Here is a 20045-nt window from a genome sequence, read left to right as displayed (position 1 = left end):
AAATTAAAATGTCAATTATAACTCACCGAGAAACGCTTGAAATACTTCATTCCCTAACAATTTTCCTTTTCTTGTTAAACGAATGCCAATCTCATCCTGTTCAATGAGACCTTTTTCTGCTAATTCTTCAAGAATGGCGGGAAAGAGTGCTTCTGGTGATGCTCCAAATTTCGCTTGAAAGTGAGCACTTTTCACGCCTTCAATTTTCCGCAAACCTAAGAACATTTCTTCTTCAATCTGTTCTGCTTTTGTCACCTGATGCGTTTCCTTATATGGAAACCCTGTTTGTTCAATGAGCTCTAAGTAGTGCTTCACTGGTCCAGCGTTCACATTACGGACGCCATCTACATACCCGTGCGCTCCTGCGCCAAAACCAAAGTAATCTTCGTTGCTCCAATAGGTGAGGTTATGCTGGCTTTCAAAACCTGGTTTGGCGTAATTGCTAATCTCATATTGTTTGAGTCCATGCCGCTCCATTTCATCCATGACGAGCTCATACATTTCAGCCTCACGTTCTTGCGGTGGTAAATGCAGTTTCCCTTTTTGCATCAAATTGTAAAAGACCGTCTTTGGCTCGACAATCAGCGAATAAACCGAATAATGTTCTGCACCTAATGAAAAAGCGGTCTCTAGTGAATGCATGACATGATGCTTCTCTTGATGAGGCAAACCAAACATCAGATCAAGACTAATGTTGTCAAACCCAACTGCTCTTGCTCGCTCGAAAGATGTGAGAACATCTTTCTTTTGATGAACCCGTCCGATTTTTTTGAGCAGGTCATCTTCAAATGTTTGAACACCAAAGCTCAGCCGATTAACGCCAGCTGATTTTAAGACATTCAATTTCTCAAGCGATAGTTCGTCTGGGTTTGCTTCTACTGCAAACTCGATTAAGTTTTTGGTTGGTTTTAATACGCGGTGAATGCTGTCCATAAGCTGATCTAACTGGCTGGTTGTCAGTGATGTCGGTGTTCCCCCGCCAATAAAGATCGTCTTTAGTTCTTGCTCCCCTTTTTGATCGATCGTGTGCTGCATTTCTTTTTCAAGAGCGGCTAAGTATTCATCGACCGGCTGGGTTTTAATGAAAAATTTATTAAAATCACAATAGTGACAAATGTGCTCACAAAATGGAATGTGAATGTATGCTGCTTTCAATTATTGACACCTTCTTTACAGGTAAAGAGCCGCAGTTTATCGCTGCGGCCTCTTCGTTTGTTTTCGACTATAAACGTCAAGGCGAGCATTGTAAAGCAGGTTGCCTTGAGGATGTTATTTTTTCGGTGTGCTGTCGTCCATTTTCAGCACGGCCATAAATGCTTCTTGTGGGACTTCTACAGAACCCACTTGCTTCATGCGCTTTTTCCCTTCTTTTTGCTTCTCAAGAAGCTTTCTTTTCCGGGAAATATCTCCACCATAACACTTCGCTAGTACGTTCTTGCGCATTGCTTTAATGGTAGACCGTGCAACAATCTTTTGACCGATCGCTGCCTGAACTGGTACTTCAAAGTGCTGGCGCGGAATCAGTTCTTTCAGCTTTTCTACAATGATCTTTCCGCGTTCATATGCATAATCGCGGTGAACAATAAAGGAAAGCGCATCGATTTTTTCGCCATTAAGCATGATATCCATTTTCACTAGAGTGGATGGGCGATAGCCGATCAGCTCGTAATCAAAGGATGCATACCCTTTTGTATTGGACTTTAATTGATCAAAGAATTCGTATACGATCTCTGCCAGAGGAATTTCGTACACAATACTTACACGGTTTGCATCAAGATATTGCATATCAATGAAATTGCCGCGCTTTCCTTGGCAAAGCTCCATCACAGAACCAACATAATCATTTGGCACCATCATTGTTGCCTTCACGTATGGCTCTTCAATTCGCTCAATCTTTTGCGGATCAGGCAAATTGGATGGGTTATCTACGACGATTTTTTCTCCGTCTGTCATATACACATCGTAAATAACACTTGGCGCTGTCGTAATAAGGTCGATTTTAAATTCACGTTCAATCCGTTCTTGGATGATTTCCATATGAAGCATGCCAAGGAAGCCGCAGCGGAAGCCGAAGCCAAGTGCTTGGGATGTCTCTGCCTCATATTGAAGTGAAGAATCATTTAATTCAAGCTTTTCTAACGCTTCACGCAAGTCGTTATATTTCGCTGTGTCAATTGGATAAAGGCCGCAGTACACCATTGGGTTCAGCTTTCTATATCCAGGCAGAGCTTCTTTCGCAGGGTTTACCGCACTTGTGATCGTATCCCCTACTCGTGTATCACCAACGTTTTTAATGGCAGCTGTTAAATAGCCAACATCTCCAACAGTGAGTTCGTCTGTTGGCATTGCTTTCGGTGTAAATACGCCGACTTCAAGCACTTCAAATTCTTTGCCTGTCGCCATCATCTTGATTTTTTGACCCGGTTTGACGGTTCCTTCGACAATTCGTATGTAAGCAATGACGCCACGATACGCATCGTAGAGAGAATCAAAAATGAGGGCTTGAAGTGGTGCTTCCGGATCTCCAGCTGGTGCCGGCACCTTTTCGACGATTTGTTCTAAAATATCCTCGATCCCGATGCCCGCCTTAGCAGAGGTAAGAACAGCTTCAGATGCATCCAACCCGATGACATCTTCAATTTCTTGTCTTACACGTTCAGGTTCTGCACTCGGCAGATCAATTTTGTTAATGATCGGCAGGATTTCTAAGTTGTTATCAAGAGCTAAATAAACGTTCGCTAGTGTCTGTGCTTCAATGCCTTGTGCTGCATCCACCACAAGAATTGCACCTTCACAGGCAGCTAGGCTTCGAGATACCTCATAGGTGAAGTCGACATGCCCTGGTGTATCAATCAGGTGCATAATATATTCTTCTCCATCCTTTGCCTGATATTTCAGCTGGACAGAGTTTAATTTGATCGTAATGCCGCGTTCACGCTCTAAGTCCATGGAATCAAGTAATTGTTCTTTCATTTCTCGTTGCGTAATCGCCGCTGTTTTTTCCAAAATACGGTCAGCCAATGTGGATTTCCCATGGTCAATATGGGCGATAATGGAGAAATTTCGAATTCTTGATTGCCGTTCTAATCGTTTTTCTTTATCTGTCACAATCTATCACTCCTACTATAAAACGCGGGTTGCGCTAGGTTAGATTATATCAATAGGGCTGTAAAGATTCAATCGAAATCAAGAAAAGCCGCTCATCGGTTAGCGGCTTTTGCGAAAAGGTGTGATATCTTATGAAATAACATCCAACATGATGCTTACTACAGTTTATTTACCATTCACCCAATCATAAAGTGTACGGGCTGCATGCGTCATACCATCTGATAATGCTTTTCCGGCCTTAGAGAAGGCATTAAAGCTCTCCATTTCTTCTAGCTGCTTTTGTTTTTCTGCTAAGTCTTTTTGTGTGACAGCTGTTCCGAGGATAGAGGCTTCTTTTTCTTGATCATCATTCATTTGGAGAGTGAAGGCCCCTTTTAATTGCGGATCATGATACCCTTTCATTTGAAGCATGCCATTATTGGCTTGCTGCATTCCTAAAAAGACACCGAATAGCAATACGAGCGATAAAATAATGGTTTTTCCGATAAATGAGCCCATGTCCTCCACCACCTTAAGACCGTTTTTTCTCATCCTTTGCTTTGCCGTCTACCTTTTCTGCGTCCCAGAAAATTTCACTGAACACATCAGCTGCTGCATTGGATGCGTTTTTCAGTTCTTCCATATTATTATCCACACCGCCAAATTCTAATAGGAGGGCTTTGTCAGATAAATCTTGATTATAGATTCCATTATCACCAATTTCTCCTTTGGCAAACACACCGACACTAAGTCCTTTATATTTTTTCTCCATCAAATGGTGGAACTCTGTCGCCAGCTTTAAGTTTTTCTCATAGCTTTGATTTTTCTTCCCTACAACAAAAGCGATTCTCGCATATTTCTTGCCTTTGATTTCTACTGTCGTATCTTTCTTTCTTCTTGAATCCCGATGAATATCGATTAAGTAATCTAGGTCATCATTTTTAGCGAGAGCTTCTTTTACAACCAATCTGGATTCATTATATGATTGAGGATACTTCAATCCTTTTTTCAGCAGTCTTTTTTCAATTTCTGTTTTATCCACTGTGTTGCCGATTCCTTGCTGATCGAGCGCTTTACCAAACATCTCCCCAACAAGGGTGACGTTCACTTTTGAGTGGCGCGCATTGTTTGGGTTTGTTTCTCCTTTTAAAAATGGTAAATATGATTCCGTATTATGTGTGTGATAAATGTATACAGCTTTTCGTTTTCCTGTCGACTGGTTCGGCTCTTTTGCAGGCGTTTTCGGTTCATCTTCATCAAGCTTGTCCAGCTCAGCTAGATTTGCTTCTTTTTCATCTTTGATGACTTCACTTGGAGGCGGCGATTCCATTGGCATATTCGTATAGTCTGTACCTTCACCTGCTAGGATGATTTTTGTATCAAAATGTTCAAAGCCTGGCAGCTCTCTTCCTAGAAAACTGCGGGGGTCTTCTAAATTGATACTTGTGGCAAGTTTGAGTGACAGCCCGGAGAAATGAAATCCTTTTTGATCTTCAGGGACTGCTGAGGAAAAATATTGATTTTCCATCCCCATTAGAGTTGCAAAGAATGCCCCTGACAGCTCATCTGCCACACCATATAATGATGCTTGAGGCCTAAGCTCAGGTTTTAAAGACGTCAAAGCCCCTGACATGACAAACACAACCACCAGAGAGACAATAAACAAAAAAATACTCTTCACTACTTTTGTTCCATTAATCGCAACGACCAACTGTCGAGGACGGCGAGGTCTTTTTTTCATGATTTACTCCCTCCAGCACGCTTTCTAGTAATTACACTATGAGCGAGCTAGAGAAAGTAGAACTGTTTAATGATTATAAGAACCCATGTTGTCTTGAGAGATTTTTTGATGAAGTGCTGTATTTAACCCATTGGCGAGGACGTTCGCCATGTCATCAATGAATGTATCCACTTCCTTCGGTGTGACCATTAGATTTTGTCCCAGCGGCGCAAGCACTTCATGGATCAACTGTCTTTTTTCTTCTTCAGGAAGCGTTCCGACGATTCCTAAAAAGGATTGACGCGTTTCATCATCTGGCAAATCTTCTTCATTCAGCACTTTTTTCTTCCCAAATGTCAGACCCGCTGGTACTAAAGATCGGGAAGGTCTATCATCTTTCAGTTCTCTACCAAAATGCTTTAACACGTAATCAATCGTGTCACTTGCGATCGTGACTGCATCGACCACTGTCGGTACACCAATGGCAATGACTGGAATCCCCAAGGTCTCTTTGCTTAATTCTTTTCGTTTATTTCCGACACCCGATCCTGGATGTATACCTGTATCAGAAATTTGAATTGTCGTATTCACCCGTTCTACTGCACGTGCAGCCAGTGCATCGATGGCGATCACAAAATCTGGTTTAGATCGTTCAATGACACCTTGTATAATGTCACTTGTTTCTATACCAGTCAGCCCCATGACCCCAGGCGATAATGAAGACACTGGGCGATAGCCTTCCTGCACATTCTCAGGCTGTAATTCAAATAAATGGCGTGTCACCAGCAAATTTTCAACTGTGAGCGGCCCTAAAGCATCCGGCGTGACATTCCAGTTTCCGAGTCCTACGACAAGACAGCTCGCATCCGCCTGAATGCCGTGATCTTTTAAAAATTGAGCAAAATGATGGGCAAAAACTTCAACCACTTTTTCTTGCATCTCAGAGTCTTTCTCCCGAATTCCTTGCGCCTCAAGCGTCAAGTATGTCCCTGCCTTTTTTCCGGTCAACTCTTCTCCTTCTGTCGTAATCTCCACAGTGCGGATGCGGATGCCGTGCTCTTCCTTCTCCTTCTCAACAATTCCTTGAATACCGTCCTTTTTGACCACATTCGGATCGTTCTCTTGTTCTAGTATCTCTTTTGTTTCAACGGCCAAATCGGTCCGGATTTGATAAGCGCTTAAATCAAGTTTCTGTTTCTTCATGAAAAGGCTCCTTCCATCAAGTAATTAACAGTAGTCTTTCCATCTCGTTCAAGAAACATTCGAGCGCTTCATCAATGAAAAATACTTTACATTTATATTGCATTCTAAAGGTGTGTTTGATAGAATACAATTTGTTCTATTGTGAAGATTTAACCTTAAGACAATTGTGTTTAGGTTGTATCTTAGGAGGTGAAACACATGCCAAATATTAAATCAGCGATCAAACGTACAAAAACGAATAACGAACGCCGTGCACACAACGCAACAATCAAGTCTGCGATGCGTACTGCGATTAAACAAGTTGAAGTTTCTGTAGCTAACAACGATGCTGAGCAAGCAAAAGCTGCTCTTTCTTCTGCTGCAAAACGCATTGACAAAGCCGTTAAAACTGGTCTTGTACACAAAAACGCAGCTGCGCGTTACAAATCAAGACTTGCGAAACAAGTAAACGGACTTTCTGCATAATGTTTGCAACGCCTCAGTGATGAGGCACCTGTTTAACTGTACGTCCGTCCTGACCGGCCGAGCCTAAGGACAGACTGGCAATTATACATCTAAACAAAAACGACCCTCTTTTGAGAAGGTCGTTTTTTTATGTTCAAGCCCCTAATAACCGAAGCAGGAACAATTCTAATAATAGCTGCTTGTCCTTTTTACCCGTTTTCATTTCATAATCAATCGTGGAGAGCTCTTTGACGATGTACTTGAGCTCTTCTTCTGAAAACAGTCTTGCTTGATCCATTGCAAGTTTGACCCGAAATGGGTGGACTTTCAGGTTTGACGCAATTTGTTTTTGCCCGTATCCCTGCTGAGCAAAGTACTTTGTCTGCAATATCAACCGAAATTGATTTGAAATGAGTGCCAATATTTTAATGGGTTCCTCATTTTGCTTTAGGAGGTCATAAAACATTTGCATCGCTTCAGACCGGCGCCTGTTCACGATTTGGTTAATCAGTTCGAAAATATTCTGTTCCAAACTTCGTGCAACGAGCTGATTGACATCCGCCAGCTCAATTTCCTCTCGCTGCCCAATATATGTACTTAGCTTTCGAACCTCTTGAAAAAGTGAGGACAGGCTCCCGCCACATAACATGACAAGCTGTTCTGCCGCTTCAACCGAGATTGTTTTTCCTTCTGTTTTCACCAGCGTGATGGTGAAATCTGTTGTTTCTTTCGGATTTAACTCTTTCGCCTCAACTACAGCCGCTTTCTTTTTTAACAATTTGGTGATTTTCTTACGTTCGTCCAGTTTTTCATATGGGGCCAATAACACGAGAATCGTGTAGGGTGCTGGCTTTTCTAAATAAGCTTCTAACACAGAAAGCTGATGCTCGATCTTTTCTTTTTTCTTTTCTGCAGTGAGGAAATAAGGGTTCTTGATCACAACGAGACGCCGCTCTCCCATAAACGGAAATGTTTCTGCGTCCGTCACAGCCTGCTCAAGCGGCACCTCTTCCATATCGAAGACAGAGTAATTAAAATCCTTTGTTTCTTCGTCGACGACAGCTTGTCTCAATTTTGCAGCTGTCTCTTGAAGTAAATACGTTTCTTTTCCATATAAGCAATAAACGGGGTGAATATCCCCTTTTTTTAAATTGTTCCATACTTCAAAGACCATTCGCTTAAATCCCTCTCTTTCACTTCCTCCTCTATCCTAAAGTGTGTAGAGACATTAGTAAAGAGGAAGCTGAAAGTGCCGCCTCCTCATTTATAGTAAACGTCTCACGTAAGCTCCCGGGTCAGCTTACAGTCAGACGATATTCACAAAATGATCATGAAAATGGAAAACGGTTACTTTACCTTCTAGCAATTCCAAATGAGTTCAAGTATACTAAAAATAGCCAGGAGGGATGAAAATGAATGAATTTGAAAAGAATGTTCAAAGCAAGCGGAATGATGTGACCGACTCAGCTGTTGGTTTTATCGTCACATTCGGATTTTTCGCCTCAATGTTTATTTTGGCAACTGTGATACACCTCGTTGGATCTTAACTACATGAATGCAAGATGACTGCCGTTTTGGCAGTTTTTTTATTGATTTTGTAAGATATCATATGGAGGATGAGCGTAAAATGTTCCATCCTCTTCAAGAAATTCATAGGTCACACTTCCATCGATATCTGTACGATACACCCTTGTTTGATGATCATTTAATTTTTTCAAAACTTCTTGATGAGGATGCAGATACCGATTTCGTTCACCTGCTGAAATCAGTGCATATGACGGATTCAAATGCTGAAGCCATTCTTCACTTGTTGATCCTTTACTCCCGTGATGCCCAACCTTCAAGACATCCGCTCGTAGCTTGGGGTAAGCTTGAATGATGTCTCGTTCCCCTTCTTGTTCAAGATCCCCAGTCAGCATAAAACGCTTGCCGCCAAGCGTAAAGGTGAGGACCAGTGAATCATTATTTTTACTCGTCACCTGGTCACGAGCTGGATGCAGAACGTCAAATTTTTGTCCTCCAATTCTCAGCTGATCCCCTCTTTCCAACTCATCTACAGGAATCCGTTGATCAGCCGCTTCCTTTAAAAGCTGCGCATCCTCTGGATTTCGAGCAAAGCCTTTTGGGATTGCAAGGCGTTTGACTTTATTTCGCTTTATTAACCGCATCGCTTCTCCCATGTGATCTTGATCTGCGTGGGTAAGGATGAGGACATCAAGTTTTGCTATGCCTTTAGAATGCAGAAATGGAATAAGGGTTTGATCCCCAATTGTAGATACTTTACGTCTTTTTTTCCATGGCTCTTCTTCAAAAGAAAGCCTGCCTCCTGTATCAACTAATATATGCCCGGTTCGATAAGGTAGCTGAATAAACAAACTATCCCCTTGTCCTACATCTAACATCGTGACCTCTCCTTTTTGAAGAAAATTCGGCGTGAAATAGTGTACAGCCAGCACACAAACGAGAATCAAAATCGGCACAAGATAAGATTTGATAGAAGTTTTACATTCCATCACAATGAATAGAAAAACAATGGAGGAAACCTCTAGGAGCACATGCCACCATGTCGATTTCATAAAAATGAGAGTAAGACTATCGTAAGCAGCCATGTGTGCAGACAATTGATGACTAAACTGGATCACCCAATCAAGCAGCTGAAACAGTGTTTGTCCAAGCGGAAGATAAATGATAGATAAAAGAAAAAAGAATAAGGACAGAGGCATGACAACCATTGTATAAAAAGGAACAAACATCATATTTAAAGGAACACTCAGCAAGGAAAATTGTTGAAAATAATATAAAAGAACAGGAAGCGAAGCAAGCTGTGCAATCAAGGAAATGAGAAATAACTGCATCACCGAACTTTTTGCTTTTGATAAAATACTAGTGGATAGCAAAATAAATAAGGTCACCACAAATGACAGCTGAAAACCGACATCAAATATATAAAGTGGTTGAATGGCTAATAAAAGCAAGAACGCTGCACTTAACACGACCGCAGAAGGCTGTTTCATTTCTTTTGGCAGGCTTGTGATGACTAAATAAATTCCAGCCATGAGACAGGCTCTTAACACAGACGGTGCAGCACCTGTTAAACAAGCATAAACCGGCAAAAAGGATAATAAAAAAATACGCGCTGTCTCTCTTGTCACGCCAGCACGGAGTAGACACCAAAATAAACAAGCGAGCAATGTTTGAACATGAAGTCCTGAAATGGCTAATAAATGAATGATGCCAAGCATTTGATAATCTCTTAATGTATCAGGGTCTATTAAATCACGATCGCCAAAAATAAGTGCCTGCACAATCCCAACAGAATTCTTCGGAACGTGATCTTCTAGAAATTTCAACCCCTTCTGCCTAATAGATGAAAGGTCATGTGAAGGGCTGTCATGTTTCGTGCAGCTTTTCATAGACTGCGTTAAGAAAATAGCATCAATGCCTTTTGTTTTTAGAAATTGATCATATTGAAAGCCATTCGGTATGGTTGCTTGTTTAGGCAACCGCATCTCACCTGTCATATGACAGCTCATACCTGGCCCAACATCTTTTAGCGCTTCTTTTTCACGCTCCGTTTGAATCGTATAAAATGCCGCTAGTCGACGATTCTCTGATGAAACAGTCGCTGAAAAGCGATTGCCATCTATTTTCGGGATCGTTTCAATCACAACCGAATGAGAAAATGCTTTTTCTTGCATGGGATGATCCGTTTCAAAAAACTGATGCACCATAAAAATGAGCATATAGATCGTTCCACACAAACTGACCATTAAAAAGAGCTGGGTTGTTTTTTTCAGCAGACTGAAAAGAAGAAATACTAGAAGAAAAAGGAGAAAATACAAATGAAGATGATATGCGGCCAGAGCAATTCCAGCAGCTGCTGAAATCGCCCCGAACGGCAAATACTTAAACATAGGAAGTAAATAATTGATTCGCCTTTTCATGCATTTGACGAATTTCTGTTTCGCTACGTCCTGATTCACTTAGTTTGCCTATTAAATCCGCAACAAAGGCTAATTTTTCTTGGTTTTTTAAGTCAATAATCATCTCATCTAGTTCAACCTGTTCTGTTTGAACTCCGGCTTGTTCGAATAAATCAACAGCATATGGATGATTTTTATAATCCTTCGCATAATACACTGTTCGAATACCTGCTTGAATAATCGCTTTACAGCACTGCAAACAAGGAAAATGCGTCACATATATTTCAGCATCAGCCGTTGGTGCACCAAATTTGGCACATTGTAAAATAGCGTTCATCTCCGCATGGATTGTACGAACGCAGTGATGATCTATCACATAGCATCCTACATCTGCACAATGCACGTCACCGGCAATGGATCCATTATATCCACCTGCGATGATGCGCTTGTCTCTTACGATCGTTGCCCCAACAGCTAGCCGCTCACAGGTGCTTCGCAAGGCAAGCAAATGGCTTTGAGCCATAAAATATTGATTCCATGAAATTCTCTCCACGAGCTGATCCCTCCAGAATGATGGTTGGTATTAAGTGTACATGCCTTTCTTCTATACCGTCAATTCTACTTGACCGTCAGTTGATTTTTCAGCCGTTCAATGGTCTTCTCTCCAAAACCCGAAATATTCCGTAAATCTTCAATTTGCTGAAATTCTCCATGTTCTTCTCTATACGCAATGATGGCTTCCGCTTTGGCTGGACCTATTCCGTTAATGGTCTGCAATTCCGCTGCATCAGCTTGATTGACATTCACCCCTTGACTCTTTTCATTTCCCGGCGGCGTATCAGCCGCTGCTGTTTGTCCCTGCTTGTCAGCCTCCCCCTTCTTTCGTACATAAATCATCATACTATCCTCTAATTTTGCTGCTTGATTGATGTCAACTGTATCTGCCTTGCTCGTAAAACCACCTGCTCTTTTAATGGCTTCTTCAACTCTGTCCTCAGCCATAAATGCATAAACGCCCGGCTTCCGTACAGCTCCTTTGACCTCTACTACGATGGATGTTGGCTCTTTTTCTGCACTCTCTTGTTTTTCTTCTAATGTGACTTGCGTTTCATGTTGTTCTTTCAATACACCTAGCTCGGCGCTGCCTTTCTCTTTTCCTGCTAAAAAGAAGAAACAGATGATGACGAGGATAATGATTCCCGCTATCAGATAAAGACTGTATTTTTTCAACGAAATGAGCTGCTTCACTTGTTCACGCTTCTTTCAATCATATTTTCACGCTGCTTCACATACTGTTTAGAAGATAACAGATCCTATGCGTCTAAGGAGGGAGAACGTTTGAATATAGGGTTAATCGGTACAGGAAACATGGGTACCATACTTACTGAGGCATTTATTGAATCAAAAGCAGTCAATCCCTCATCCATCACCATTACAAATCGGACCATCGAAAAAGCGTTCAATATAAAAAAGAATCACCCAGAGGTCGAAGTGACGAAACAGCTTTCAGGAGCTGTAACAGATAAAGATTTCATCTTTGTTTGTGTCAAACCACTTGATATTTATCCGCTTTTAAAAGAACTGAGCCCACTTTTAAAAGAACAGCAAACCATTGTCATCATTACTAGTCCGGTTCATCCTGAACAGCTTCAAGACATTGTTCCTTGTCAAACAGCCAGACTGATCCCAAGCATCACCAACCGCGCGTTATCAGGCGCATCACTTTTAACATTTGGTTCATCATGCAATGTCACGACAAAAGCAGCGCTCAGACAACTCGCTTGCCGCATTTCAACACCAATCGAAATTCATCATTCAATCACACGGGCAGCCTCAGATATTGTCAGCTGCGGTCCTGCCTTTATTAGCTTTCTTGTTCAGAAAATGATTGAAGCCGCTGTTGAAGAAACGGATATTTCAAAAGAAGAAGCCACCACCTTATCAGAAGATATGCTTGTAGGACTTGGCCGTTTGATTGAAAAAAGGGTGTATACCCTGCCTACACTGCAAGAGAAGGTGTGTGTAAAAGGCGGCGTCACCGGCGAGGGTATTAAAGCACTTGAAGCAGGTGTTCAAGATATGTTCCATCAGCTTTTCCAGAACACTCATGACAAGTTCGATGAGGATGTAGAAGCGGTTGCGCATCAATACCCGCCGAGTGTGTTTACTGATGATCTCAGAAATTAAACATGTTCGCAACAAGCGAAAAAAGGGTTTTAAAAAACCATCGTTCCATTAAACGATGGTTTTTGGTTTCTTCGCTGAAATAAAATATCTTTCTGCACATTCTTGAGGTGCTTCATTTGTAAAATCAGCGGTCACTTCAATCTGTTCAAAGCCAGCGGACTCAAGGAACGCTGCATATGTCTCAAAAGGAAATGTACGCTGTTCGTGCGTTTCATCATAACGCTCATACACGTCTCCGTCTTTTACAAAAAAGCTTAAATCATGAATGACCGAATATGGATGATCTCCTTGATCACTCTGCCAAATATAGCTGATCTCTTCATCTTGATCGGCATAAGTAGAGCCAGGAAATACCTCTTCCATTTTATAAGGGGTATGAACATCAAACAATAAAACCCCACCTGCCTCTAAAAGCTGAAACATGTTTTTAAAGGTTTTTTTGACGTCATTTTCGTTTTTTAGATAATTCAAAGAATCACAGCAAATAACCGCTGCTTGAAAAGTTTGTTCAAACCCCTCGAGCTCTCTCATATCTTGATGTAAAAATTGAATAGACTGCTTATGAGCCTGTGCTTTTTGCTGCGCAAATGCCAGCATCTCTTCACTTAGGTCAATTCCTGTGACCATGTGGCCTTTTGCAGCTAACCGAAGAGAGATCTCTCCAGTTCCACAACCTACATCGATAATCGCACTATTTGGCTTGATATACCGCTGTATCCACTGAACCCATTCATCATAAGGGGCATGTGTCATGAGCTCATCATACACACCTGCAAACCCTTGATAAATCATGAGTTAATGCCAAGCGAAAGCGTTTCTCTCGGCGCATCTCCCCAAAGCTTCTCTAAGTTATAGTATCCTCTTTCCTCTTTGTGGAACACATGAGCAATGACATCTCCTAGATCAATCAAGACCCATCTTGCTTCGTCAAAGCCCTCCATCTTTTTAACTTCGATGCCGCCTTCTTCTGCAAGGTGTTTCACTTCTCTTGCAATGGCCTGTACTTGTTTGTCAGAATTCCCGTGACAAATGAGAAAATAATCTGCAACAAGTGAGATCCCTTGCATATTCAGGGCAATAATATCCTCTGCCCGTTTATCATCGCACGCTCCAGCTGCGATGTTTAAAATTGATGATGCATCCATCAAAATTCCTCCTTAGTTGTTCTTTTGCACAAGTGAGTTATAAGTAGCAAGTGTATCTGGGAAAACTGGCTGATTCTTTTTCATTAAAAAGCTGACGGTGTTTTTTAAAGATTGAATCAAGGCAAGATCCAAATCCTGCTCTGCTAACTCTCTTACTTCCTCTACACCAGGAAAATGGCGTCCTGGCTCTATATAGTCGGCGACATAAATAACTTTTTCAAGCAATGTCATGTTCGGTCTGCCGGATGTATGGAATTCAATGGCTGTTAAAATATCTCGGTCGTCAATTCCAACTTCTTTTTTGACCAAATAGGCACCAACTGGGGCATGCCAAAGCTCAGGTGAATATTTAAGCAATAGAGGGTTCATCTGTTCTTGCTGGATGATGCCCTTCATTTCTTCTTTCGGTCTAAATTTAGCATAATCGTGGAAAATAGCCGCAACCTCTGCTTTTTCCACATCTGCACCAAAATGTTCAGCTAATGAAATGGCCGTCTCCATGACCCCAATTGTATGTGTATATCTATGCTCTGTTAACTGCTGTTTGACACAGTTTAACGCTTCTTCACGATTCATATAAATGATGCTCCTTTATATAACACTCAACAGCTTTCGGAATCAAATAATCAACAGGTTTCCCCTGCTTCATTCGCTGCCTAATCAATGTCGATGATACATCAAAAGCCGGAACATCTGCAAACAAAAGAGGATACGCCGTACTTCCTTCATAACCTGGTCTTTTCATCCCAATAAAGGTGATCATCTGAAGCAAATCATCGATTCTGTGCCATTTCGGCAAATACTCGACCATGTCCGCTCCAATCATAAAAAAGAACTCATCTTCAGGATGGCGCTTCTTCAACAGCTCAACCGTATCTACTGTATAAGATGGGCCCTCCCGCTCCATTTCAATAAGCTCAACTCGAAAATGAGGATTTGTCTGAATCGCTTTTTCCACCATTTTTATGCGGTGATGACTCTCTGCTCGTTTTCGGCCCGTTTTATGAGGGGGCTTGTGATTTGGGATAAACCAAATTTCATCAAGCCCTACTTGGAAACGCACCTCACTTGCCATCAGCAAATGCCCATTGTGCGGGGGATCAAACGTACCGCCGAACAATCCTATTTTTTTCATATCATATCCACCTTTACGGCAGCTTAATTTGTTTATTTTCCTTTGATTCCTTATAAAGGACAATCACATTTCCGATCGTTTGAACGAGTTCAGCTTTTGCACCTTTTACAAGTGCTTTTGCAACCTCTGTTTTGTCCTCGTCGCAGTTTTGCAATACGCTGACTTTCAAAAGTTCTCTTGCTTCAAGCGCCTCGGAAATTTGCTTGACCATATTGTCATTTACCCCGCCTTTTCCAACTTGAAAAATAGGTGATAAATGATGTGCTTGCGCACGTAAAAAACGTTTTTGTTTACCTTTTAACATGGTGTTCCTCCTAATTTCTCTATGACAATTGACTTCATTTTTCGGGCGTCAGGTGTAATGCCCGTCCACAGTTCAAAGGCTCTTACCGCCTGACCAACAAACATGCCGACGCCATCGACTGTTTTCAAACCTAACCCGGCTGCTTCGCTTAGCAGCTTTGTTTCTATTGGATTATACACAATATCACAAACGACCGCTGTTTTTTTTGCGTTCGCTAAAGAAATTGGGGTTTCTTCAACATTCGGATACATACCAATTGAGGTCGTATGGATGATGACATCATATTCCCCAAGCCGCTCTTCTGCTGTATTTAATGCAATGGCACGAGATGTGATTTTCCCATCGGCACTTTCAATTAAAGCCTCAGCTTTTTCAATGGTGCGGTTGGCGATATCAAATTGTTTCGGTGCATACTCAGCAATTGTCGTGTAAATCGCTCTTGCTGCTCCACCAGCACCAAGCAGGAGAAATGACAGCTCTGATAACGGCTGATCCAACGCTTCAAGCAATGAATGAAGAAAGCCTTCTCCATCTGTATTGTACCCAACGAGCTGATCTCCTTCGAGACGCACCGTATTGACGGCACCAAGGCGTTCAGCTGTCACATCAATTTTGTCGAGGTACTTCATGATTTCTACCTTGTGCGGAACAGTGACGTTAATGCCGCTGATTCCTAACGCTTTCATGCCGCTAATCGCATCTTTCAGGTCATCATTTTCTACTTGAAAGCCATGGTAATGTCCATCAATTCCAGCATCCTTTAATGCTGCATTATGAATATCCGGAGACATTGAATGGCCAACAGGGTTACCGATTACTCCGTATAAAGGTTTCAAGGTCTCTCCCCCTCTGAACATTTAAATTAACGAACGTCTCATAAACACGTGCACGCCTTTTGGCGCATACACTTTGATTTGTTTCCCAGCATCATTTGCCGTCACCCAGCCTAATCCTGAAAAGACAATGTCCATTTTTGGCTGATCGATGGTGAAAGTGTGCGGAACGAGCGGCGGGAAATCTTCCATGCCCTCTTTTGATGGCGGTGAAAGCAGTTCACCTGCATGCTTTTCATATAAGTCATCTGCATTCTCCATCTTCGTCCTATGAATGTTGAGTTCATTTGGCATATAGCAGACAAAGGATGTTCTGCCGCCTTTTACATAATCAAATCGAGCCAGTCCGCCAAAGTAAAGCGTTTGAGCTTCATTTAACTGGAACGTTCTCGGTTTCAATTCTTTTTTGGGCGTTAAAATCTTTAAGTCATTTTTGCCGACATAGTGCGCCATTTGATGGCGGTTGATGATCCCCGGTGTATCGAATAAAGCAGACCCGTCATCAAGCGGGATTTCAATCGCATCAAGTGTTGTCCCTGGGTATTGGGATGTGGTGATCACATTCTCTTCTCCAGACACCTCTTTGATAATGCGGTTAATAAATGTTGATTTCCCAACATTTGTACAGCCGACAACATAGACATTTCTACCCTCACGGTAATGATCAATGGCCTCCATGACCTCAGGCACACCTTGTCCTCTGCTCGCACTGATTAAAAACACATCGATCGGATTGAGCCCATTTTCTTTTGCTTCCCGCTTCATCCATTGAACAAGACGGTCTTTTTTCACGGATTTCGGTAAAATATCTACCTTGTTGCCGACAAGTAAAATGGGATTACCACCAACAATACGGCTCAGTCCATTAATCCAGCTTCCGTTAAAGTCAAAAATATCAACGACCTTGACGATCAGAGAATCAGTCTCGCCAATGCTGTGTAAAATATTTAAAAAGTCGTCTTCTGTTAAAGATACATCCTGAATTTCATTGTAGTTCTTTAACCTAAAACAGCGCTGACAGATCACATCTTCTTTCAATAGAGATGCTGCCGGCGCATATCCTAATTGATCTTTATCTTCCGTCTGAATGGCTACACCGCAGCCAATACAAACAACCTTTTCCATTATTACTCTTCCTCCCACTGAATGTGGCCCTTACGCTTTAAGGCTCCTAAAATTCTGCGTTCAATCTGCCTGTTAAACTTCGTGAAAAATCCGTCCGATGCCGCAACAGGTACAACCAAAATGGTATGGAAGCCATGCCTGTTTCCGCCAAGCACATCTGTCATAAGCTGATCGCCAATGACAACCACATCTTCTTTCTTCAATTGCATATCAGCGACGGCCTTATTAAAGGCTCTTCCCATCGGTTTTCTCGCTTTATAAATAAACGGGATATGAACCGGCTCAGAAAAAAGCTTGACCCTTTTTTCATTATTGTTCGATACAATCGTCACCTGTATCCCGTGATCTTTCATCTCTTGAAACCATTCAATTAAACGCGGGGTCGCACTTGGACGATCCCATTCTACTAGTGTGTTATCTAAATCTGTAATAATTCCTTTTACATTTCGTTCTTTTAGTTTTTGCGGTGAAATGTGGAAAATACTTTTCACAAATTCATCCGGTAAGAAATACTTCTTTAGCACAATTTGCACCCTTTCTTCCATTGGTTTTTCAGCGATTGTGTCGAATCAAATCACAATTTGTCTGTCTATCGAATACAACGAAAAAGTTTTCGACATATGATGAGGACCTTCAACAGGTGTGGATAATTTTACACACATTATCCACCTATATTTCATCACGCTTTCATTCAATTATAAACACTCTACCCACAAGTTATCCACTTAACCATGTGGATAACAGAACGATTGTTCTTGTTTCCCATTCATGGTAGATTAAAGGTACTTCAAAGACATTCGATCAACCTATGATGATATGTCTTTTCCTCAAGTTTTATGCCAACTTTTTCAGGGGAGGTGTTTTTCCCATCATATGGGTTTCTAGTATGAAAAAGCTGTCAGATGATTTACTTATAGAATCGTATTATAAAGCAAATGAAATGAACTTAAATCGCGACTTCATTGAATTAATTGAGACAGAAATGAAAAGACGTTCGCTCGGGCATATGCTCTCTGTTTCCTCTTAATTCCATATATCCAGGAACCATGCCTCCCGAGCACTCTCCTTTTTAAACTCAGGTGACTGATATTATATCACTTGCGCTATAGGCTTACTACTATTTTCCGTAAAAAACACCCCTTCTGATCAAAGAAGAGGTGTCTTATTTGCAAGGCTGTTCATTCCAAAACCATAACCCTCCACCTACGACCAAAATGACGACAAGGAACACAACAAGAAAAGCGTAACCGATTCCTGCTCCTTGAGCTGGATAAGGCGAACACGCAGGGTAAGGATAAGGACATCCCCACATATCAGTTACCTCCTTCTAGGAAGATATACTGTTAGACTATGCGAGATGGATCGTCTTGTTTAGGCAGATGGCCTGCTTTTAAAAATGTTTAATGACATCACGCTCTTTGATTTCGTTATAAATGATTCTTGCCCCTTTTGGTGTCATATGATTGCCAGAAGGGTCAATGAGGCCAGACTGAATCAAGGCGTTGTCACTATCTTCACCCGCTTCTCGGATGAACGCTTTCCAATTGTCGACAAGCGGCACCTGCTGTTTTTCAGCTACTTGTCTTGTGATGTCATTGTATGAGTTTTGCCAAGCTCTCGCCCCGCCTCTCTCAGCAAAATAAGATGACTTATATCTAGAATAATAATACAAGCCCTTTTTGCCTCCTTCGACTACAGGCACGCACGTCATGAGGATCGGGGTAATTCCCTCTTTCCTACTTTCAGAAATGAAGTAGGATAAGTTTTCCTTAAATCGTTTTTTGGTCACACGGGGATGTTTCCCGTCAAGAATCGCCGCATCATTTGTACCGAACATGATGAGGACGTAAGTTGGTTTTGGTTTTAAAATATCCTGCTCAAAGCGCAGCTTCGCATCTTCTGTTGTCTGCCCGCCAATCCCAGCATTCTGCACCTTGATTTGGCCGCGCTCGACATTTTTCATGAGATTCACCCATTTTTCAGATGTGGGATAATCTCGAAAATCCCAGTTCGATCCTCTTGTGTTACTGTCGCCAAATGCAATCACACTTTCCTGTGCTGGTTTTGAGCACCCAGCCGCAACACATAACAGGATGAAAAGGAAAACAAATTTCTTCACAACATTCACCTCCAAAAGCCCTCTTCATATAGTAAACGACAAGACTTTTGGTTTCAATGAATGACTGTTTCTTATTGTAATTGAACCGGCAGATAATCTCTGTCATGGTGCAGTAGTTCGCTTACTTTCACAAACTCATAGCCCCTTTTCTTTAGTTCAGGTACGACTTGTTTCAGCGCTTCTACTGTCTGCTTACGATTTCCTCCGCCATCATGTAAAAGGATGATATCACCGCCCTGAATATTCTCAATAATACGGCTGGCAATTTTGTGTGCACCTGGCCTTGACCAGTCCTTCGGATCTTGCGTAAAGGACCACATCACGACATCGTATCCTTGCTTAGAAAGAATGCGGAATGACTTCATCGTCAAGCGCCCGCCCGGAGGACGAAATAATAAGGGTCCGCCAGGCTGGAGAGAAGCGATATGAGCCGCTGATTCTTTTAATTCTCGCTTGATTTCTTTCGATGACAAAAGGTCAAAATACGTATGGTTCATCGTGTGATTGCCAAGCTCATTTCCTTCGCTCACAATCCGCTCTGCGAGGAGGGGATATGCATGAATACGGCTTCCGATGACAAAAAAGCTGGCATTCACTTCATGCTCTCTCAGTACATCTAGTATTTGATTTGTGTATACCGGATGAGGCCCATCGTCAAAGGTTAACGCAATCTTTTTCCGTTCCTCTCTCATGTCCCAAAAGGCTCGTCCCGTTTTTTCTAGGTCGATTCTTTTTAATGTACGCGCCTCTATGTTATCAGGAACAAAAGCGCATAATACCAATATACATAACAAGATATGCAACCCTTTCATCAGACCGC

24 protein-coding genes are annotated in these 20045 nt (G+C 41.8%); 4 read left to right on the top strand and 20 right to left on the bottom strand.

Features of this window, described 5'->3' with window-relative positions; all coding sequences use genetic code 11:
* Positions 1 to 15: 15 nt before the first annotated feature.
* The 5 genes from hemW to gpr all read right to left on the bottom strand — a co-directional run bounded on the left by hemW (position 16) and on the right by gpr (position 6010).
* Positions 16 to 1155 (bottom strand): radical SAM family heme chaperone HemW, encoded by a 1140-nt coding sequence (gene hemW, locus KFQ09_RS17050; RefSeq protein WP_035390855.1) that lies wholly within the window; start codon positions 1153 to 1155, stop codon positions 16 to 18.
* 114 nt (positions 1156 to 1269) lie between these two features.
* Complete coding sequence (lepA, locus tag KFQ09_RS17045) at positions 1270 to 3108, bottom strand: translation elongation factor 4 (protein WP_008342476.1); 1839 nt, start codon at positions 3106 to 3108, stop codon at positions 1270 to 1272.
* A 165-nt stretch (positions 3109 to 3273) separates the two neighbouring features.
* Complete coding sequence (locus KFQ09_RS17040) at positions 3274 to 3606, bottom strand: YqxA family protein (RefSeq protein ID WP_025207645.1); 333 nt, start codon at positions 3604 to 3606, stop codon at positions 3274 to 3276.
* Between the two features lie 13 nt (positions 3607 to 3619).
* Positions 3620 to 4828 carry a stage II sporulation protein P gene (locus tag KFQ09_RS17035; RefSeq protein ID WP_008342481.1) on the bottom strand — a complete coding sequence of 403 codons (1209 nt, stop codon included), beginning with the start codon at positions 4826 to 4828 and terminating at the stop codon, positions 3620 to 3622.
* Positions 4829 to 4894: 66 nt separating this feature from the next.
* Entirely contained in the window at positions 4895 to 6010 is a 1116-nt protein-coding gene (gpr, locus tag KFQ09_RS17030) for a GPR endopeptidase (protein ID WP_008342483.1), read from the bottom strand.
* A gap of 198 nt (positions 6011 to 6208) precedes the next feature.
* Between gpr and rpsT the strand changes: the two genes are divergently transcribed.
* On the top strand, positions 6209 to 6475 hold the full coding sequence (gene rpsT, locus KFQ09_RS17025; protein ID WP_008342485.1) for a 30S ribosomal protein S20: 267 nt from the start codon (positions 6209 to 6211) through the stop codon (positions 6473 to 6475).
* A 133-nt stretch (positions 6476 to 6608) separates the two neighbouring features.
* On the opposite strand, the gene holA is transcribed toward rpsT, so the two are convergent.
* Positions 6609 to 7628: a DNA polymerase III subunit delta gene (gene holA / locus KFQ09_RS17020; RefSeq protein ID WP_046344022.1), complete on the bottom strand. Its 1020-nt coding sequence runs from the start codon at positions 7626 to 7628 to the stop codon at positions 6609 to 6611.
* Positions 7629 to 7866: 238 nt separating this feature from the next.
* On the opposite strand from holA, the gene KFQ09_RS17015 reads away from it, so the two are divergent.
* Positions 7867 to 8001, top strand: a complete 135-nt coding sequence (locus tag KFQ09_RS17015; protein WP_008342491.1) for a YqzM family protein — start codon at positions 7867 to 7869, stop codon at positions 7999 to 8001.
* A 39-nt stretch (positions 8002 to 8040) separates the two neighbouring features.
* Here the strand turns inward: KFQ09_RS17015 and KFQ09_RS17010 are convergent, their stop codons facing one another.
* The 3 genes from KFQ09_RS17010 to KFQ09_RS17000 all read right to left on the bottom strand — a co-directional run bounded on the left by KFQ09_RS17010 (position 8041) and on the right by KFQ09_RS17000 (position 11625).
* Positions 8041 to 10368 (bottom strand): DNA internalization-related competence protein ComEC/Rec2, encoded by a 2328-nt coding sequence (locus KFQ09_RS17010; RefSeq protein ID WP_144625731.1) that lies wholly within the window; start codon positions 10366 to 10368, stop codon positions 8041 to 8043.
* Positions 10361 to 10930, bottom strand: a complete 570-nt coding sequence (locus tag KFQ09_RS17005; RefSeq protein WP_008342495.1) for a ComE operon protein 2 — start codon at positions 10928 to 10930, stop codon at positions 10361 to 10363. Before KFQ09_RS17005 ends, KFQ09_RS17010 begins: the two co-directional genes overlap by 8 nt.
* A 65-nt stretch (positions 10931 to 10995) precedes the next feature.
* Positions 10996 to 11625 carry a helix-hairpin-helix domain-containing protein gene (locus KFQ09_RS17000; protein ID WP_046527152.1) on the bottom strand — a complete coding sequence of 210 codons (630 nt, stop codon included), beginning with the start codon at positions 11623 to 11625 and terminating at the stop codon, positions 10996 to 10998.
* Positions 11626 to 11715: 90 nt separating this feature from the next.
* On the opposite strand from KFQ09_RS17000, the gene comER reads away from it, so the two are divergent.
* Positions 11716 to 12564 (top strand): late competence protein ComER, encoded by an 849-nt coding sequence (gene comER / locus KFQ09_RS16995; protein WP_039964044.1) that lies wholly within the window; start codon positions 11716 to 11718, stop codon positions 12562 to 12564.
* Between the two features lie 48 nt (positions 12565 to 12612).
* Here comER and KFQ09_RS16990 read toward each other — a convergent pair whose 3' ends face one another.
* The 8 genes from KFQ09_RS16990 to KFQ09_RS16955 are packed head-to-tail and all read right to left on the bottom strand — an operon-like array spanning position 12613 to position 17630.
* Complete coding sequence (locus KFQ09_RS16990) at positions 12613 to 13356, bottom strand: class I SAM-dependent DNA methyltransferase (protein ID WP_035702726.1); 744 nt, start codon at positions 13354 to 13356, stop codon at positions 12613 to 12615.
* Positions 13353 to 13709, bottom strand: coding sequence for a ribosome silencing factor (rsfS, locus tag KFQ09_RS16985; protein WP_008342502.1), 357 nt, complete (start codon positions 13707 to 13709; stop codon positions 13353 to 13355). Before rsfS ends, KFQ09_RS16990 begins: the two co-directional genes overlap by 4 nt.
* A 12-nt stretch (positions 13710 to 13721) precedes the next feature.
* Positions 13722 to 14285 carry a bis(5'-nucleosyl)-tetraphosphatase (symmetrical) YqeK gene (gene yqeK / locus KFQ09_RS16980; protein ID WP_079919498.1) on the bottom strand — a complete coding sequence of 188 codons (564 nt, stop codon included), beginning with the start codon at positions 14283 to 14285 and terminating at the stop codon, positions 13722 to 13724.
* Positions 14275 to 14844 (bottom strand): nicotinate-nucleotide adenylyltransferase, encoded by a 570-nt coding sequence (locus KFQ09_RS16975; protein WP_144625377.1) that lies wholly within the window; start codon positions 14842 to 14844, stop codon positions 14275 to 14277. Before KFQ09_RS16975 ends, yqeK begins: the two co-directional genes overlap by 11 nt.
* A 13-nt stretch (positions 14845 to 14857) precedes the next feature.
* Positions 14858 to 15148 (bottom strand): ribosome assembly RNA-binding protein YhbY, encoded by a 291-nt coding sequence (gene yhbY, locus KFQ09_RS16970; protein WP_008342507.1) that lies wholly within the window; start codon positions 15146 to 15148, stop codon positions 14858 to 14860.
* A complete protein-coding gene (gene aroE, locus KFQ09_RS16965; RefSeq protein ID WP_008342509.1) occupies positions 15142 to 15984 on the bottom strand; it encodes a shikimate dehydrogenase in 843 nt (280 codons plus the stop codon). Before aroE ends, yhbY begins: the two co-directional genes overlap by 7 nt.
* A 21-nt stretch (positions 15985 to 16005) precedes the next feature.
* Entirely contained in the window at positions 16006 to 17106 is a 1101-nt protein-coding gene (gene yqeH / locus KFQ09_RS16960) for a ribosome biogenesis GTPase YqeH (RefSeq protein WP_007501357.1), read from the bottom strand.
* A 2-nt stretch (positions 17107 to 17108) separates the two neighbouring features.
* A complete protein-coding gene (locus tag KFQ09_RS16955; protein WP_008356191.1) occupies positions 17109 to 17630 on the bottom strand; it encodes a YqeG family HAD IIIA-type phosphatase in 522 nt (173 codons plus the stop codon).
* Between the two features lie 362 nt (positions 17631 to 17992).
* On the opposite strand from KFQ09_RS16955, the gene KFQ09_RS16950 reads away from it, so the two are divergent.
* Positions 17993 to 18133 carry a sporulation histidine kinase inhibitor Sda gene (locus KFQ09_RS16950; RefSeq protein WP_003217327.1) on the top strand — a complete coding sequence of 47 codons (141 nt, stop codon included), beginning with the start codon at positions 17993 to 17995 and terminating at the stop codon, positions 18131 to 18133.
* 135 nt (positions 18134 to 18268) lie between these two features.
* On the opposite strand, the gene KFQ09_RS16945 is transcribed toward KFQ09_RS16950, so the two are convergent.
* The 3 genes from KFQ09_RS16945 to KFQ09_RS16935 form a co-directional block, all read right to left on the bottom strand.
* Positions 18269 to 18418, bottom strand: coding sequence for a hypothetical protein (locus KFQ09_RS16945; RefSeq protein ID WP_003217499.1), 150 nt, complete (start codon positions 18416 to 18418; stop codon positions 18269 to 18271).
* Positions 18419 to 18496: 78 nt separating this feature from the next.
* Positions 18497 to 19225 carry an SGNH/GDSL hydrolase family protein gene (locus tag KFQ09_RS16940; RefSeq protein ID WP_230677074.1) on the bottom strand — a complete coding sequence of 243 codons (729 nt, stop codon included), beginning with the start codon at positions 19223 to 19225 and terminating at the stop codon, positions 18497 to 18499.
* Positions 19226 to 19296: 71 nt separating this feature from the next.
* The gene (locus KFQ09_RS16935; RefSeq protein WP_048003096.1) at positions 19297 to 20037 is read right to left on the bottom strand and encodes a polysaccharide deacetylase family protein; all 741 of its coding nucleotides are present in this window, start codon (positions 20035 to 20037) and stop codon (positions 19297 to 19299) included.
* Between the last annotated feature and the right edge of the window lie 8 nt (positions 20038 to 20045).

The sequence above is a fragment of the Bacillus sp. FS02 genome, assembly GCF_024398395.1.
Taxonomy (GTDB): domain Bacteria; phylum Bacillota; class Bacilli; order Bacillales; family Bacillaceae; genus Bacillus; species Bacillus altitudinis.
The sequence above is the reverse complement of the archived record's forward strand: the minus strand, read 5'-3'. Positions and strand labels throughout refer to the sequence as shown.